Here is a 14,716-nt window from a genome sequence, read left to right on the forward strand (position 1 = left end):
CCGGCCGCCGAGCTGGAAAAAAATGCCCAAGGAGGAGACCCATGCTCAGCGCATTGGGTGTGTTGTTCGACGGGCTGGCCTACGGCAGTCTGTTGTTCCTGATCAGCATCGGCCTGTCGGTCACGATGGGCTTGATGAACTTCATCAACCTCGCGCACGGGGCGTTCGCCATGGCGGGCGGCTATGTGTGCGTGGTGCTGATGAACCGCCTCGGTGTGCCGTTTCTGGCAACGCTGCCCATCGTTTTCCTTGTCACCGCAGCTATCGGTTTTGTGCTGGAGCGCACGCTGTACCGGCGGCTCTATCGCGCGAGCCCGCTCGATCAGGTGCTGTTCTCCATCGCGCTCGTTTTCATGGCGATGGCGGGTGCGACTTACGTGTGGGGGCCGTCGCAGCAGCCTGTCGAACTACCGGAGATGCTGCGCGGGCAATGGCGGGTTTTCGATAGCGGATTGGAAGTCGGGCGTTATCGCCTGTTTCTGATTGGCGTCGTGATTGCGCTGACGGCGCTGCTCGCGTGGCTGATCGAGCGCACGCGCTTCGGCGCGCAGGTGAGGGCGTCCGTGGACAACCAGCAGGCATCTGCAGGGCTGGGCATCAACGTGAGCCTGGTGTTTTCCGTCACGTTCGCGCTCGGCTCGGGGTTGGCAGGGCTGGGCGGCGGGTTGGGCATCGACGTGCTCGGGCTCGACCCGGCCTTCCCGATCAAATACATGGTGTACTTCCTGCTCGTGGTGGCAGTTGGCGGCGCCGGTTCCATCAAGGGCACATTGCTGGCGGCGCTTGTGCTCGGCGTGTTCGACGTAGCCGGCAAGTACTACGTGCCCGACGTGGGCGCGTTCGTCATCTACGGGTTGATGGTCGTGCTGCTCGTGTTCTTCCCGAGCGGTTTGCTGGGGAGGCGCGCATGAGTGTGCTGCAGCAGTTGAGGCGGTCAGCCCGGCCTGTTGAGGGCTCCGCCGCACATGGGTTGCCGGAAGCACGGTGGTCACCGTTCGAGATCGCGTTCTGGTGCGTGCCGATTGCGGTGTTCTTTCTTCTTCCCGATTACCTCGTCTTCGGCAGCCAGGTGCTGATCGTCGGGCTGTTTGCGTTGTCGCTCGATCTGGTGCTCGGCTATGCGGGCATCGTGTCGCTAGGGCATGCAGGCTTCTTCGGGCTTGGCGCCTACACCGCCGGACTGCTCGCGGCGCATGGCTGGGGTGAACCGCTCAGCGGTCTGGCTGCTGGCGCTGTCGTGGCTGCGCTGGCCGGCTTCTGTGTGAGTTTTCTCGTCGTGCGCGGCCAGGACCTGACGCGACTGATGGTCACGCTCGGCATCGGCCTGATGCTGTATGAAGCGGCCAACAAGATGGCGTTTCTCACGGGCGGTGTTGATGGCCTTTCCGGTGTGACGATGCGCAACCTGCTCGGCACGTTCGCGTTCGACTTGGAGGGGCGCACGGCTTACGTCTACAGCCTGGTCGTGCTGTTTCTGGCGTTTGTAGGGTTGCGTCGCCTGGTGCGCTCGCCGTTCGGGTTGTCGCTGCGCGGCATTCAGCAGGGGCCGAAGCGCATGCCAGCCATCGGCGCGAATGTTCGCATGCGGCTGGTTGCGGCGTTTACCGTGAGTGCGGCGATTGCCGGTGTCGCAGGCGCCTTGCTCTCGCAGACCACGCAATTTGTCGGACTGGATTCGCTGGGCTTCTCGCGCTCGGCAGAGCTGCTGATCATGCTCGTGCTGGGCGGTGCCGGCCGGTTGTACGGCGCGCTGATCGGCGCAGCGGTGTTCATGATTGCACAGGACGTGTTGGCCGGCATCAATCCTGTCTATTGGCAGTTCTGGATCGGCCTGCTGCTGATGGTGATTGTGCTGTTTGCGCGCGGCGGCATTCTCGGCGGGCTCGAGGCTGCCGTATCCGCAGTCAAGGCGCGTGGTGCTCGCAAGGGAGGTGCGTCGTGACTGCACCGAAGATGCATCCTCCGCCCACATTGAGCACGCGCGGCCTGTCCAGGCGCTGGGGCGGCTTTCACGCCAATTCCGATATTTCGCTGTCTTTTGCGCCAGGCGCGCGCCACGCGTTGATCGGCCCGAACGGCGCGGGCAAGACGACTTTCATCAATCTGCTCACCGGCGCGCTCGCACCCACGGCGGGCCAGGTGCTGTTGGACGGGGAAGACATCACCCGGCTGCCCGCGCACCAGCGCGTCAAGCGCGGCATCACGCGCACATTCCAGATCAACACGTTGTTTCCGGGATTGACGGTGCTGGAATCGGTGATGCTCGCCATCTTCGAGCGCACGGGCGCGTCGTGGCAATGGCACCGTACCGTCGCGTCGCACAAGGATGCCCGCGACGAAGCGATGGCATTGCTGTGCCGCCTGCAACTCGGCGCCGACGCGCTGTCGCCCACGCACGCGCTGCCTTACGGCAAACAGCGTCTGGTGGAAATCGCCCTGGCGCTCGCGATGCATCCGCGCATCCTGCTCCTCGACGAGCCTGCCGCCGGCATCCCGAGCGGACAAAGTACCGAACTGTTCGAGGTCATCGCCAGCTTGCCACGCGACATCACGATCCTCTTCATCGAGCACGACATGAACCTCGTGTTCCGCTTTGCCGAGCGCATCAGCGTGTTGGTCGCCGGGCGCGTGCTGACCGAAGGCACGCCGCAGGAGATCGCCGCCGACCCGCGGGTGCGCGAGGTCTACCTCGGGGAGGCCGAGCATGCGTGACCTGTTGTCGTTCGAACATGTGACCGCCGGCTACGGTAACGCTGTCGTCCTGGACGATGTGTCGTTCGCGTTGGAAACTGGCGGCAGTCTCGCGCTGCTGGGCCGCAACGGTGTGGGCAAGACCACGCTGCTCGCCACGCTGATGGGCTTTACACGCCTGCACGGTGGGCGTATCCGCTGGCAGGGCGCGGATATCGCCAAGGTGCCGCCGCACCGGCGTGCCCGTGCGGGGCTCGGCTGGGTGCCGCAGGAGCGGTGGATGTTTCCGTCGCTGACGGTGGAAGAGCATCTGACCGCCGTGGCGCGACCCGGCGCCTGGGATGTGGCGCGCGTCTACAAGACCTTTCCGCGTTTGCAGGAGCGGCGCCACAATCTCGGCAATCAGCTGTCGGGCGGGGAGCAGCAGATGGTCGCCATCGCCCGCGCGCTTGTGACGAATCCCGCGCTGCTGTTGTTGGATGAACCGATGGAAGGGCTCGCGCCGATCATCGTGCAGGAGCTTGGCCGCGCCATCCGCGCGCTCGTGGAGGAGGGCGGCATGGCGGTGATCCTGGTGGAGCAGCATGCGCGTCTGGCGCTGCAACTCACGCAGCGCGCGCTGGTGCTCGATCGCGGCCGGATCGTGCACGCATCGGCCAGCGCCGATCTGCTGGCCGATGCGCCGTTGCTGCAACGGCTCGTGGCGGTTGCGTAGGATTTATTTGCCTGGGTCCTTCACGTCGGCAAACTTGTCGAACTCGACGTTGTACAGCTCGTTGCCGACTTTCTCCACCTTGCGGATGTAGACGGTCTGCACCACGTCGCGCGTGGCCGGGTCGATGGTGATCGGCCCGCGCGGGCTGTCGATCTTCATGCCCTTGAAGGCGGCCATGGCCTTCTCGCCGTCGATCTTGCCGCCGAGCTTGTTGATCACGTTGTAGATCGCGCCGATGCCGTCATACGCGGCCACCGCCATGAAGTTCGGGCGGCCTGCACCTGGGTTGGCGTCGGCAAAGGCTTTCAGGAAGGTCTTGTTCTGTGCGGAGTCGTGCGCGGCCGAGTAGTGGAACGACGTGATGACACCCAGCGTCGAGTCGCCCATGGCTGGCAGCACGTGGTCGTCGGTCAGATCGCCTGTCGCGATGACCTTGATCCCGGCCTGCGCCAGCCCGCGCTCGCGGAAGCCCTTCATGAACGCCACACCTTGCTCGCCGGCCGGCAGGAAGACGAACACAGCTTGCGGCTTGGTGTCTTTCACGCGCTGGATGAACGGTGCGAATTCAGGATTGCGCAACGGCGCGCGTACGGCTTCCACGACCTGGCCGCCCCCGGCAGTGAACGTCTGCTTGAACGCGTTTTCCGCATCAATGCCCGGCGCGTAATCGGCTACCACCGTGGCCACCTGCTTGATGCCGTTCTTCAGGGCCCACGAGGCGATCGGCGTGGAGATCTGCGGCAACGTCATCGACACACGCGTCACATAATCCGACTTGGTCGTGATGGACGACGATGCCGCATTGAAGATCACCATCGGCTTCTTCGCCTGCTGCGCGATGGGCGCCACGGCCAGCGCTTCCGGCGTGAGGCCGAAGCCGGCCAGGAAGTCCACCTTGTCGCGCACTACCAGTTCCTGCGCGAGCCGCTTGGCGACGTCCGGCACAGGGCCGGTCGTGTCCTTTACGATGATCTGCACTTGCCGCCCGCCGGCGGTCGTGCCGTGCAGCTTCTGGTATGCCTTGATGCCGTCTTCCATCTGCTTGCCATAGTCGGCAAAGGGCCCCGAGAAAGGCGCGATCAGGCCGATCTTGATGGGCTCATCCGCAAAGGCGGGTAGGCCGATCATCAGCGCACCGGCAACGGCAGTCAGCAGCAGCACACGACGTTTCATGAAGGTCTCCAAAGGTTGATCGGCAAGCGTGAGCCGAAAGGCACTGCAACGGCGTCGCCTGCGCGTGCCAGCGATCCTAAAGGCTCCTTGTTCGCAATGCAATCGAGTGTTCGTATCGTGAACATTCGCCGCGGCGCTGCTATTTCGTGTTCTTGCGTTTGGCAGGTCGATGGCCGGGTTCGCGCCATTCGTCCGCCTCATCGTTGAACAGCGATGACACCAGCGCCCGGAACCACTGGCTGCGCGTGTCGTTATGGAACTTGCGATGCCAATGCTGCTTGAGATCGAAGCTTGGCAGTTCCAGAGGCGGCTCCATCACGCGGATGTTGGCGTGCGATTGCATGAACGACAGTCCGACGGCGTGCGGCACCGTCGCAATCAAATCCGTGCGCGCGAGGATGAACGGAATGCTCATGAAATGCGGGGTGAGCAGAGCCGGTGTCCGTCGGATGCGTTTGCGCTCCAGAAAGCGTTCGTACAGTTCCTGGCTGCGACCCTCTGCGCGCACCACGGCGTGGCCGTATTCCAGAAACTGCGCCATCGATAGCTTTGTGTTGCCGCCGCGCGTGACGGGATGATCGGCCCGCACGATGCACGTGAAGTAGTGAGTAAACAACCGCTGCTGGAAGAAGTTGTTCTTTTTCAGGTCGGGGAAGTAACCGACGGCGAGATCGAGCGAACCGGTCTCCAGCGCCCGTTCGAGCTGGGCCGGCGGCAGCGACACGGACTGCACCGACGCCCGAGGCGCCTGCCGCGCCATCGCCTCGACAATGCGCGGCAGGAAGACCATCTCACCCACGTCCGACAACGAGATGGAGAACGTGTGCGTGGTGGTGACCGGATCGAACGCGCCGGTCTCGAGAATGCCTTCCTGCACACGGGCCAGGACGTCGCGCGCCGCAGGAATGATCGCCAGCGCCCGTGGCGTCGGCTCCATGCCGCGCGAGGTGCGCACGAACAGCGGATCGTCGAATGCAGCGCGCAGCTTGCCCAGCGCTGTGCTCACGCCCGGCTGGCTCATGCTGAGCTGTTGCGCGGCCATGCTGACGCTGCGCGCGTCGTGCAGCGCGAGCAGAATCGGCAACAAGTTCAGATCGAAGTCGGGCAGGGTGGACATGGCAATCGCACTATCTGAATTAGCGATAAAGTTTATCGCCAATATTGCATTGTGCGATATCAAGGTGCGCGCCAACAATGGTTGCCAGAACGATTCCAAATTCATCCGGAGACAACCATCATGCGCACCCAGGTCGCCATCATTGGCGCAGGTCCGGCAGGCCTTTTGCTCGGACAGCTTCTGCACCGCAACGGCATCGACGCCGTCATCCTCGAAACCAAGAGCCGCGCGTACGTTGAAGAGCGCATCCGCGCCGGCGTGTTGGAGCAAGGCACGGTCGACGTGCTCAACGAAGCGGGCGTGGGCGAGCGCATGCGGCGCGAGGGGCTTGTGCACCACGGTATCGACTTGCTGTTCGGCGGCAAGCGCCACCGTATCGACCTGACGGCGATGTCGGGCGGCCGCTCGATCACCGTGTATGGGCAGCACGAGGTGGTGAAGGATCTGATTGCCGCACGCGTGGAGCAGGGTGCGCCGCTGTTGTTCGATGTGAGCGATGTGTCGGTGCACGATATCGAGTCGGCCACGCCGTCGGTGCAGTTCGTCCACGACGGCGTGCCGCAGACATTGCAATGCGATTACATCGCCGGATGCGATGGCTTTCACGGCATCTGCCGGCAGGCGATCCCGGCACAGCGGCAAGCAGTGTTCGAGCGCGTCTATCCCTTTGCGTGGCTTGGCATCCTGGCAGAAGCCGAACCGGCGGCGGAAGAGCTGATCTACGCAAACCATGATCGCGGCTTTGCGCTGTTCAGCATGCGCTCACCCAAGATCACGCGGCTTTACCTGCAATGCAAGCCGGACGAGAACCTGGCTGAATGGTCAGATGCGCGCATCTGGGATGAGCTGCACACGCGCCTGGAAAACAACGACGGCTGGCGCCTGAAGGAAGGCCCGATCCTGCAGAAGAGCGTCACGCCGATGCGCAGCTTCGTCTGCGAGACGATGCAGTATGGGCGTCTTTTCCTGGCGGGCGATGCTGCGCACATCGTGCCGCCTACCGGCGCGAAAGGCATGAACCTCGCCGTCGCCGATGTGCGCGTCCTGGCCCAGGCGCTCACGGCACGCTACAAGCAGAACGACATCGCCCAGCTCGCAGGCTACGCCGAACGCTGCCTGCAACGCGTCTGGCGCGCCGAGCATTTCTCGTGGTGGATGACATCGATGCTGCATCGCTTTGACGACCACACGCCGTTCATGCAGAAGCTGCAGCGCGCCGAACTGGACTACGTGACCAGCTCGGCTGCCGGCGCGCGCGTGCTGGCCGAAAACTACGTCGGCCTGCCGTTTGCCGATGCACCGGCCGGTGCGTCGTTGAGCGTGGTCAGTCATTCCAGGGCGGCGTAGTCGTCGGCTTGGACAGCGCAATGCGCGAGACCAGCGGGCGGAAGCCTTGCCCGCGCGACGCCGTGTAGACCTTCTGCGCGTTGGCGGTCTTCAACGCGTAGTCGATTGTGAAAACGGGCACGTTGCCGGCGCAGTATTTCTGCAACTGCTCGATCGTCCATTGCGTGTCCACAGCGCTTGCAGCCTTGTCGCCACCGGAGGTGCTGCTCCATGCGGCCCCGGCGCTGCCGCCGAACCACGTGTCTTCCTGCGAGATGCCATCGATCGTCGCCAGCAACGTTGATCCACCGCCGTCATCGATCAGCGAAGGTGCGTTTTGCTGGATTACCGCAAACTGGGGGTTGATGGCGCGCCCCGCCGCACGAATCTTGGCGATGAAGTCCACCATGGCCTGGGCCGGGTCGACGCCTGCCGTCTGGGCCGCGTCCACTACCGAAGGCTCGGCATACGCCTCGACCCAATCCAGATAGACGCCATCGAACCCTTCGCGCGCCAGTTGCGCAACGGCACCGTTCGGCCCGAGCCAGAGCGCTTGCCAGCGCGGGTCCCAGAACGCGACGGGGTAGTCGCCCGCCCAGCCATCGGGGTCGGCCTTGATGATGAAGTCAGGAATGCCGGGGCCGCTCGCTGTGGGCGCCTTCCAGCTCGGTGTCCAATAGGTGCGGAAGTCTTCAGCCTCGCCAATGTCGATGTAGGCGAGCACCTTGCGGGCGGAGCCGTCGGGCTTGGTGCGCAGGCGCGCGACCATGTCGACTGTGTTGAAGTTTTCGAGCCCCTTGATGGTGTTGTTGGCATCGATTACCAGCATGTCGTACGGCTGCGCGTCGAGTGCGTCGATTTGCGCGCTCGTCGTCATGCCCTGCAACTGATACATCCACGTCTGCACGCCGGCCAACGGGGAAGTGCCGTTGATGCCGCAAGCGGGGGAGGTACTGGCGGCCGCCGCAGCGGGGGTTTTTGAGGCTGCGTTCTGCGCATTGGAAGCCGTGCTGGCTTGCGGGCTCAATGACGAACCGCCGTCGCCGCCACCGCAGGCAGACAGCATCAGCCCGGCACACGCCAGGGCAATCGGAGAGATCAGGCGCATTGTCATTCTTCAGGGGATTGAGAGTCGGTGCCTTGCTGTGGACGTCGGGCACCGGTTGAATGCCGTGGCAAGCACCAATTCAAGCTAGCACAATCGGATTGCGCCGCACCCTGCCGTGGAGGGGTGACGATGTGAAACTTCTTCAGACCAGCCTTCGCGGTGATGCCGAAGGCGTTGCCACGGCTGGCGGGCGTGTGCTTGTTGCGCTCTGCCCGCAGTCAAACGTTGCCGTCGCTTTCATCGCCATGCAAAACGCACGGGTGTATAGTCAGACAGCACTCGACGTTCAAGAAGGGGGCATTTCAGATGGACACTTCGCCGGCGGGCCAATACAAAGGCTTCGACATTTATCCGTTGGCTTTCCAACATGAACGCACGGCACGCTGGCCCGAGGCCAGGGAAGACCGCAGCTACAACGCGGCCGTGATGATCTGTCGGGCGGGGGAGTCGCCCGAACCCGGACAGACCCAGGTCTTCCGCCTATCGGGGGACCGGCAATTCAGCAATGTGGGCGCTGCGCGCATTGCCGCGCTGCGCTTCGCTGAGAGCATCATCGATGGCGACGTTCCTGAACTGTCGCTTCCTGCTGACGGCGCCTGAAACCGCGGAACCCGCCCGTGGTAGAATAGCGGGCGAATCCGGCTCGCCGCCGCGCCAGTCATGGCCGGCAGCAGCTGAGTCCAGCACCGGGGAATACCCCGCGCCGAGTCGGGCGGCGCGCATCTGCGACCGCCACCCATCCTCGCTCTCGCTTGCACGAAGCGGCGCACGCCATAGGCGGGCCCGATTTGTGTTTCGTGCAACTCGGTACCCCCCAAGCCCGCTGTCCGGGCAGATGATCGCAGCGTACCGCTGCATGCCGTTCCAGGCGTGTGGCGTGGTTCGGGTGGGTCATCACATCATTGCAACCATCGGCGCAGCCGCGTGCTGCATACAAAGGAACGAGTTTGGCCAAGGAAGAACTGATTGAATTTGAAGGGGTGGTGTCTGAAGCACTGCCCGACAATCGTTTTCGCGTGCAGTTGGAAAACGGCGTGGAAATCTGGGCTTACGCATCGGGCAAGATGCAGAAGCACCGGATCCGCATTCTCGCGGGCGACCGCGTGAAGCTGGAAATGTCGCCGTACGACCTCACCAAGGGTCGCATCAACTACCGGCACAAGTAAAAACGGCTGTGTCGCCAAGACGTCCGTCCAGCGGGCGTTTCAAAGAAACCGCGTGTCCTGCAGACCCGCGGTTTTTTTATTATTGTTGCGTAAGCAGCGTTAAATTTCGTTGATCTCCCGGCAACATCCGGTATCATCCCGCTTGGCTGTCGACGGGGGGAACACAGTTGGCAGCCAACTGAAGTGCAGGGCTTGTCATATTTTCAAGCCGCGAGCAGCCTCCGGGCGTGCCCGCGCCAGCTGTACCAGTCCATCAATAAGCGCACGGCCGTTGATCGATCCATCGACTCAGCAGGACCTCTAATCGCGCATCCATTCGCCGACCGGGGCGTCATCTGACGCTCGCACCCGTTCGGTGTTCAGTGTGTCAAAGGAGTCACACCACATCGGGATACCGCACAGGTAGGACGGCGCTTGTCCATCGAAGTACTGGGCGTAAGGTTTTGCGTCCGAGGGAATAGAAAATCACAATGTTGGAAACCAAGAAAGCAGCACAGAGGGCGGCGCGCATGAGCCTGCGCGCTTTGGTAGGTCTGACGGCGGCGGTGACGCTGACAGGCCTGGGAACACAAACCGCCTCGGCGCAGGCCACGCGCCCGAAGGCACCGATTTATGGCGTCACGCTGGATGACGTCAGCAGCATCAACGCGATTGTGGCCTCGCTCACCCACCTGCCGTACAAGCCGACCGTGCGCGTGGTCTTTGATCCGGGTACATCGGCGGCCGACTACTACGCACCGCTGGTCAAGCTTCATCAAGTTGCCTACGTGATGGGCGAGGTGATGGACTCGTACTATTTCCCGACGGATCTGCAGACGTACACCAGCCGCACCAACGAGCTGGTGGGCACGCTGAAGAACGTCGTGGACGTGTGGGAGATCGCTAATGAAATCAACGGCGAATGGCTGCGTCCGAACCCGTCGGGCACCACTGCCCAAGTGACGAGCCAGGAAACTGCCATCGGCAACATGGTGGCTGCGGCCCACGACATCGTGAAGGGTGCAGGTGGTTTGACCGCCGTGACGATGTACTACAACGACGACGGCAAGGGCACGAACTGCTACGAGAAGCCGGCTGACTCCTGGCGCACCTGGGCCCAGACGTTCCTGCCCGCGCGCGTGCGTCAAGGTGCGGACTACGCACTGTTCAGCTACTACCCGTACCAGGACTGCCCCGGTTTGAATCCGACGTGGGCAAACGATTTCAAGTTGCTCGAAAGCATCTTCCCGGTGGCAAAGGTGGGCTTCGGCGAGATCGGCACGTCCAGCACGTCGGCCCCGCTGTCCGTGCAGCAGAACCTGATCAAGTCGTACTACCCGATGGGGACCACCACGATGGCCGCGGACTCGCGCTTCATCGGCGGCTACTTCTGGTGGAACTACGCTGAGCAGATGCTTCCGTACAGCACCAGCTCGTATTGGAGCCTGCTGAACAACACCATCAAGCCGCTGGCAGCACCGCAATAAGAAGAGGCTGCAGCCTCTCGTTGCAAAAGGGTGGGACTCCGCGCCGGACGGACGGGACACGATCCGGCAACAAAAAACCCGCGCTAGCTCACGCTGCGCGGGTTTTTTCTATGGCGACGTGCGCGTTGGGCTCAGCCGCGTGCCGCCAGATACGCGCGGAATTCGTCAGCGACTTCCTTGTGCTTGAGCGCCAATTCCACCGTGGCCTTCAGGTAGCCCAGCTTGCTGCCGCAGTCGTAGCGCACGCCCTTGTAGCGATACGCCAGCACCTGTTCGGCCGACAGCAGCGACTGAATGGCGTCCGTCAGCTGCAGCTCGCCCCCCGCGCCCGGCTTGAGGTTGCGGATGTGATCAAAAATGCGCGGCGTGAGGATGTAGCGGCCGACCACGCCGAGGTTGGACGGTGCATTTTCGGGCGCCGGCTTCTCGATGATGCCCGACATCTTGATCACGCTGCCGTCTTCTTCCCACGGGCGGCCATCGACCACGCCATACGAGCGGCTCTGCTCCGGGTCGATCTCTTCCACGCCGATCACCGAGCAGTTGTAGTGGTCGTACAGGTCCACCATCTGCTTCATGACGGGCGGCTCGCCGTCCAGCAGGTCGTCGGCCAGGATGACGGCAAACGGCGCATCGCCGACGAGCTTTTCGGCGCATTGCACCGCATGGCCCAGGCCCAGCGCTTCCGGCTGGCGCACGTAGAAGCAATCCACATGCGACGGCTTGATCGAACGCACGACTTCGAGCAGCGCGGTCTTCTGCTTGGCTTCGAGTTCGGCTTCCAGCTCGTAGGCCTTGTCGAAGTGATCTTCAATGGCGCGCTTGCTGCGGCCGGTCACGAAGATCATCTCGGTGATGCCGGCAGCCATGGCTTCTTCCACGGCGTACTGGATCAGCGGCTTGTCCACGACCGGCAGCATTTCCTTCGGGCTCGCCTTGGTGGCTGGCAGAAAGCGGGTTCCGAGCCCCGCGACGGGGAAAACGGCTTTAGTGACGCGTTGCATCGTGGTTTCCTTGGTATCGGATGATCGATTGTTCAGGGCGCTCAGGCAGCCTGCACCGGCAGCCGTGCAATCTGGGCTTCCAGCTTGGTCAGCGTGGCTTTGAAATCGGCCACACGCTTTTGTTCCTGTTCCACCACGGCGGCCGGTGCCCGGGCGACGAACGATTCGTTGCCGAGCTTGGCTTCGCACTTGGTGATCTCGCCGCGCAGGCGGTCGATTTCCTTCGACAGGCGCGCATGCTCGGCAGCCACGTCGATTTCGATCTTCAGCAGCAGCTTGTTCTCGCCGACGATCGCGACCGGTGCGCCGGCGCCGTCCTGTTCCATGGCCGCCGCGTCCGTGTAGACCTTCACCTCAGACAGCTTGCCGAGCGCTTGCACGTACGGCGCAGCCACCTGCAGGAACTCGGCGTCGCCGTTGACGTACAGCGGCACGCGTTGGGCGGGGGAGATGTTCATCTCGCCGCGCAGATTGCGGCAGGCATCGACCAACGCTTTCAACTGCTGAACCCACTGCTCGGCCTGCTCGTCGATCTTTGCCAGCGCGGCGCGCGGGTATTCCTGCAGCGCGAGGCTTTCGGTGCCGTCGCCCTTGGCGCGGCCAGCCATCGGCGCAACCTTCTGCCAGAGTTCTTCGGTAATGAACGGAATGATGGGATGCGCCAGGCGCAGCACCGTTTCCAGCACGCGCAACAGCGTGCGGCGCGTGGCGCGCTGCTGCGCCGGCGTGCCGGTCTGGATCTGCACCTTGGCCAGTTCCAGGTACCAGTCGCAGTATTCGTCCCAGACGAACTTGTAGATGGCGTTGGCGATGTTGTCGAAGCGGTAGTCGGCAAAGCCTTTTTCCACTTCGGTTTCCACGCGCTGCAGCAGCGAGACGATCCAGCGGTCGGCCTGCGAGAAGTCCAGATGGCCTTCGGGGCCGCAGTCACCGACGCATTCCTGCATGCCGCAGTCCTGGCCTTCGGTGTTCATCAGCACGAAGCGCGTGGCGTTCCAGAGCTTGTTGCAGAAGTTGCGATAGCCTTCGCAGCGGCTGGGGTCAAAGTTGATGCTGCGGCCGAGCGTGGCGAGCGAGGCGAACGTAAAGCGCAGCGCGTCGGCACCGAATGCCGGAATGCCGTCCGGGAATTCCTTGCGCGTGCGCTTCTCCACCTTCGGCGCGTCCTTCGGGCGGCGCAGGCCTGTTGTGCGCTTGGCCAGCAGCGGTTCCAGCGCGATACCGTCGATCAGGTCGACGGGGTCGAGCGTGTTGCCTTCGGATTTGCTCATCTTCTTGCCTTCCGAATCGCGCACCAGGCCGTGCACGTAGACGGTGTGGAAGGGCACCTCACCGGTGAAGTACAGGGTCATCATGACCATGCGCGCCACCCAGAAGAAGATGATGTCGTAGCCCGTGACCAGCACGGTCGAGGGCAGGAAGTGCTTCAGTTCCGGCGTATCGGCCGGCCAGCCCAGCGACGAGAACGGCACCAGCGCCGACGAGAACCACGTATCCAGCACGTCGTCGTCACGCGTGAGCGCGCCGGTATAGCCCTTGGCGGCTGCTTGCGCTTTGGCTTCTTCTTCCGTGCGGCCGACGTACACATTGCCCGCGTCGTCGTACCACGCCGGAATCTGGTGGCCCCACCACAGTTGGCGCGAGATGCACCAGTCCTGGATGTTGTTCAGCCACTGGTTGTACGTGTTGACCCACTGCTCCGGCACCAGCTTGATCTTGCCGCTCTGCACCGCGTCCAGCGCCACTTCAGCGATGGAGCGGCCCGGGAAGCGCGTGCCTTCCGGCGCCGGCTTGCTCATGGCAACGAACCATTGGTCGGTCAGCATCGGCTCGATGACCACGCCGGTGCGGTCGCCGCGCGGCACCATCAGCGTGTGCTTCTTCACCTCGGCCAGCAGGCCCTGCGCTTCGAGATCCTCGACGATCTTCTTGCGCGCGTCGAAGCGATCCAGGCCGGCATAGGCGGCGGGGGCATCGGCAACGATCTTCGCGTCGAGCGTCAGGATCGACAACTGCGGCAGCTTGTGACGCTGGCCAACCGCGTAATCGTTGAAATCGTGGCCCGGCGTCACCTTGACCACGCCGGTGCCGAATTCGCGGTCGACGTATTCGTCGGCAATCACGGGAATCTTGCGATCGGTCAGCGGCAGGTGGACAAACTTGCCGATGAGGTGCGCGTAACGCTCGTCCTCAGGGTGCACCATCACGGCCGTGTCGCCGAGCATCGTTTCCGGACGGGTGGTGGCCACCGTCAGGTGCGTCAGGCCATGCACGGCGTCCGGTTCGGCCAGCGGATAGCGGATGTGCCACAGCGAGCCTTCTTCTTCCTCGCTCACCACTTCCAGGTCGGACACAGCGGTGCCCAGCACCGGATCCCAGTTGACGAGGCGCTTGCCGCGGTAGATCAGGCCCTGCTCATACAGACGCACGAACACGTCGCTGACGGCGCGCGACATCTTCGGGTCCATCGTGAAGTATTCGCGCTCCCAGTCGATCGAAGCGCCCATGCGGCGCACCTGGCGGGTGATGGTCGAGCCCGATTGCTCCTTCCATTCCCACACCTTTTCGACGAACTTCTCGCGGCCCATGTCGTGGCGCGATACGCCCTGGGCATCCAGCTGGCGTTCGACGACGATCTGCGTGGCGATGCCCGCGTGGTCGGTGCCCGGTACCCACAGCGTGTTGGCGCCCGACATGCGCGCGTGGCGCGTCAGGCCGTCCATGATGGTCTGGTTGAACGCGTGGCCCATGTGCAGCGTGCCCGTCACGTTCGGCGGCGGAAGCTGGATACAGAAGTCGGGCTTGCCGGCTTCGAGCGTCGCGCGGGAGACGCCCATCGCTTCCCACGCCGCGCTCCACTTCTGCTCGATGGTGGCGGGTTCGAAGCTCTTGGCGAGGGACTGGTTTTGATCGGTCATGCTGACAGGGCGCAGTGGGCGCAAAAAGACGT

Annotated in this window: 13 protein-coding genes; 8 read left to right on the forward strand and 5 right to left on the reverse strand. The window is 63.5% G+C overall.

Features of this window, described 5'->3' with window-relative positions:
* Positions 1–41: 41 nt before the first annotated feature.
* The 4 genes from N511_RS0119910 to N511_RS0119925 are packed head-to-tail and all read left to right on the forward strand — an operon-like array spanning position 42 to position 3,406.
* On the forward strand, positions 42–911 hold the full coding sequence (locus N511_RS0119910) for a branched-chain amino acid ABC transporter permease (RefSeq protein ID WP_027680880.1): 870 nt from the start codon (positions 42–44) through the stop codon (positions 909–911).
* Complete coding sequence (locus N511_RS0119915; RefSeq protein WP_027680881.1) at positions 908–1,942, forward strand: branched-chain amino acid ABC transporter permease; 1,035 nt, start codon at positions 908–910, stop codon at positions 1,940–1,942. Before N511_RS0119910 ends, N511_RS0119915 begins: the two co-directional genes overlap by 4 nt.
* The gene (locus N511_RS0119920) at positions 1,939–2,712 is read left to right on the forward strand and encodes an ABC transporter ATP-binding protein (RefSeq protein WP_027680882.1); all 774 of its coding nucleotides are present in this window, start codon (positions 1,939–1,941) and stop codon (positions 2,710–2,712) included. Before N511_RS0119915 ends, N511_RS0119920 begins: the two co-directional genes overlap by 4 nt.
* On the forward strand, positions 2,705–3,406 hold the full coding sequence (locus N511_RS0119925; protein ID WP_027680883.1) for an ABC transporter ATP-binding protein: 702 nt from the start codon (positions 2,705–2,707) through the stop codon (positions 3,404–3,406). The genes N511_RS0119920 and N511_RS0119925 overlap by 8 nt, the downstream gene beginning before the upstream one ends.
* A gap of 3 nt (positions 3,407–3,409) precedes the next feature.
* On the opposite strand, the gene N511_RS0119930 is transcribed toward N511_RS0119925, so the two are convergent.
* Positions 3,410–4,579: an ABC transporter substrate-binding protein gene (locus N511_RS0119930; RefSeq protein WP_027680884.1), complete on the reverse strand. Its 1,170-nt coding sequence runs from the start codon at positions 4,577–4,579 to the stop codon at positions 3,410–3,412.
* A gap of 139 nt (positions 4,580–4,718) precedes the next feature.
* Complete coding sequence (locus tag N511_RS0119935; RefSeq protein WP_027680885.1) at positions 4,719–5,696, reverse strand: LysR family transcriptional regulator; 978 nt, start codon at positions 5,694–5,696, stop codon at positions 4,719–4,721.
* 120 nt (positions 5,697–5,816) lie between these two features.
* Here N511_RS0119935 and pobA point away from each other — a divergent pair, with 120 nt between their 5' ends.
* Positions 5,817–7,043, forward strand: a complete 1,227-nt coding sequence (gene pobA, locus N511_RS0119940) for a 4-hydroxybenzoate 3-monooxygenase (protein WP_027680886.1) — start codon at positions 5,817–5,819, stop codon at positions 7,041–7,043.
* Here the strand turns inward: pobA and N511_RS0119945 are convergent.
* A complete protein-coding gene (locus tag N511_RS0119945; protein WP_027680887.1) occupies positions 7,021–8,130 on the reverse strand; it encodes an endo alpha-1,4 polygalactosaminidase in 1,110 nt (369 codons plus the stop codon). The genes pobA and N511_RS0119945 overlap by 23 nt on opposite strands.
* A 306-nt stretch (positions 8,131–8,436) precedes the next feature.
* Between N511_RS0119945 and N511_RS0119950 the strand changes: the two genes are divergently transcribed.
* The 3 genes from N511_RS0119950 (at position 8,437) to N511_RS0119960 (ending at position 10,762) form a co-directional block, all read left to right on the forward strand.
* Positions 8,437–8,730 carry a hypothetical protein gene (locus tag N511_RS0119950; protein ID WP_004631110.1) on the forward strand — a complete coding sequence of 98 codons (294 nt, stop codon included), beginning with the start codon at positions 8,437–8,439 and terminating at the stop codon, positions 8,728–8,730.
* 347 nt (positions 8,731–9,077) lie between these two features.
* The gene (gene infA / locus N511_RS0119955) at positions 9,078–9,296 is read left to right on the forward strand and encodes a translation initiation factor IF-1 (protein WP_004631109.1); all 219 of its coding nucleotides are present in this window, start codon (positions 9,078–9,080) and stop codon (positions 9,294–9,296) included.
* 470 nt (positions 9,297–9,766) lie between these two features.
* Positions 9,767–10,762: a hypothetical protein gene (locus N511_RS0119960; protein ID WP_027680888.1), complete on the forward strand. Its 996-nt coding sequence runs from the start codon at positions 9,767–9,769 to the stop codon at positions 10,760–10,762.
* A 131-nt stretch (positions 10,763–10,893) separates the two neighbouring features.
* Here the strand turns inward: N511_RS0119960 and galU are convergent, their stop codons facing one another.
* Positions 10,894–11,766: a UTP--glucose-1-phosphate uridylyltransferase GalU gene (gene galU, locus N511_RS0119965; RefSeq protein WP_027680889.1), complete on the reverse strand. Its 873-nt coding sequence runs from the start codon at positions 11,764–11,766 to the stop codon at positions 10,894–10,896.
* A gap of 41 nt (positions 11,767–11,807) precedes the next feature.
* The gene (locus tag N511_RS0119970) at positions 11,808–14,684 is read right to left on the reverse strand and encodes a valine--tRNA ligase (RefSeq protein WP_027680890.1); all 2,877 of its coding nucleotides are present in this window, start codon (positions 14,682–14,684) and stop codon (positions 11,808–11,810) included.
* Between the last annotated feature and the right edge of the window lie 32 nt (positions 14,685–14,716).

The organism is Ralstonia sp. UNC404CL21Col, from assembly GCF_000620465.1.
GTDB lineage: Bacteria > Pseudomonadota > Gammaproteobacteria > Burkholderiales > Burkholderiaceae > Ralstonia > Ralstonia flatus.

Bases quoted from the DNA above. Each gene is read 5' to 3' on its own strand.
- N511_RS0119910 (WP_027680880.1), top strand. From the start codon at position 42: ATGCTCAGCGCATTGGGTGTGTTGTTCGACGGGCTGGCCTACGGCAGT.
- N511_RS0119915 (WP_027680881.1), top strand. From the start codon at position 908: ATGAGTGTGCTGCAGCAGTTGAGGCGGTCAGCCCGGCCTGTTGAGGGC.
- N511_RS0119925 (WP_027680883.1), top strand. From the start codon at position 2,705: ATGCGTGACCTGTTGTCGTTCGAACATGTGACCGCCGGCTACGGTAAC.
- N511_RS0119930 (WP_027680884.1), bottom strand. From the start codon at position 4,579: ATGAAACGTCGTGTGCTGCTGCTGACTGCCGTTGCCGGTGCGCTGATG.
- N511_RS0119935 (WP_027680885.1), bottom strand. From the start codon at position 5,696: ATGTCCACCCTGCCCGACTTCGATCTGAACTTGTTGCCGATTCTGCTC.
- pobA (WP_027680886.1), top strand. From the start codon at position 5,817: ATGCGCACCCAGGTCGCCATCATTGGCGCAGGTCCGGCAGGCCTTTTG.
- N511_RS0119945 (WP_027680887.1), bottom strand. From the start codon at position 8,130: ATGCGCCTGATCTCTCCGATTGCCCTGGCGTGTGCCGGGCTGATGCTG.
- N511_RS0119950 (WP_004631110.1), top strand. From the start codon at position 8,437: ATGGACACTTCGCCGGCGGGCCAATACAAAGGCTTCGACATTTATCCG.
- N511_RS0119960 (WP_027680888.1), top strand. From the start codon at position 9,767: ATGTTGGAAACCAAGAAAGCAGCACAGAGGGCGGCGCGCATGAGCCTG.
- galU (WP_027680889.1), bottom strand. From the start codon at position 11,766: ATGCAACGCGTCACTAAAGCCGTTTTCCCCGTCGCGGGGCTCGGAACC.
- N511_RS0119970 (WP_027680890.1), bottom strand. From the start codon at position 14,684: ATGACCGATCAAAACCAGTCCCTCGCCAAGAGCTTCGAACCCGCCACC.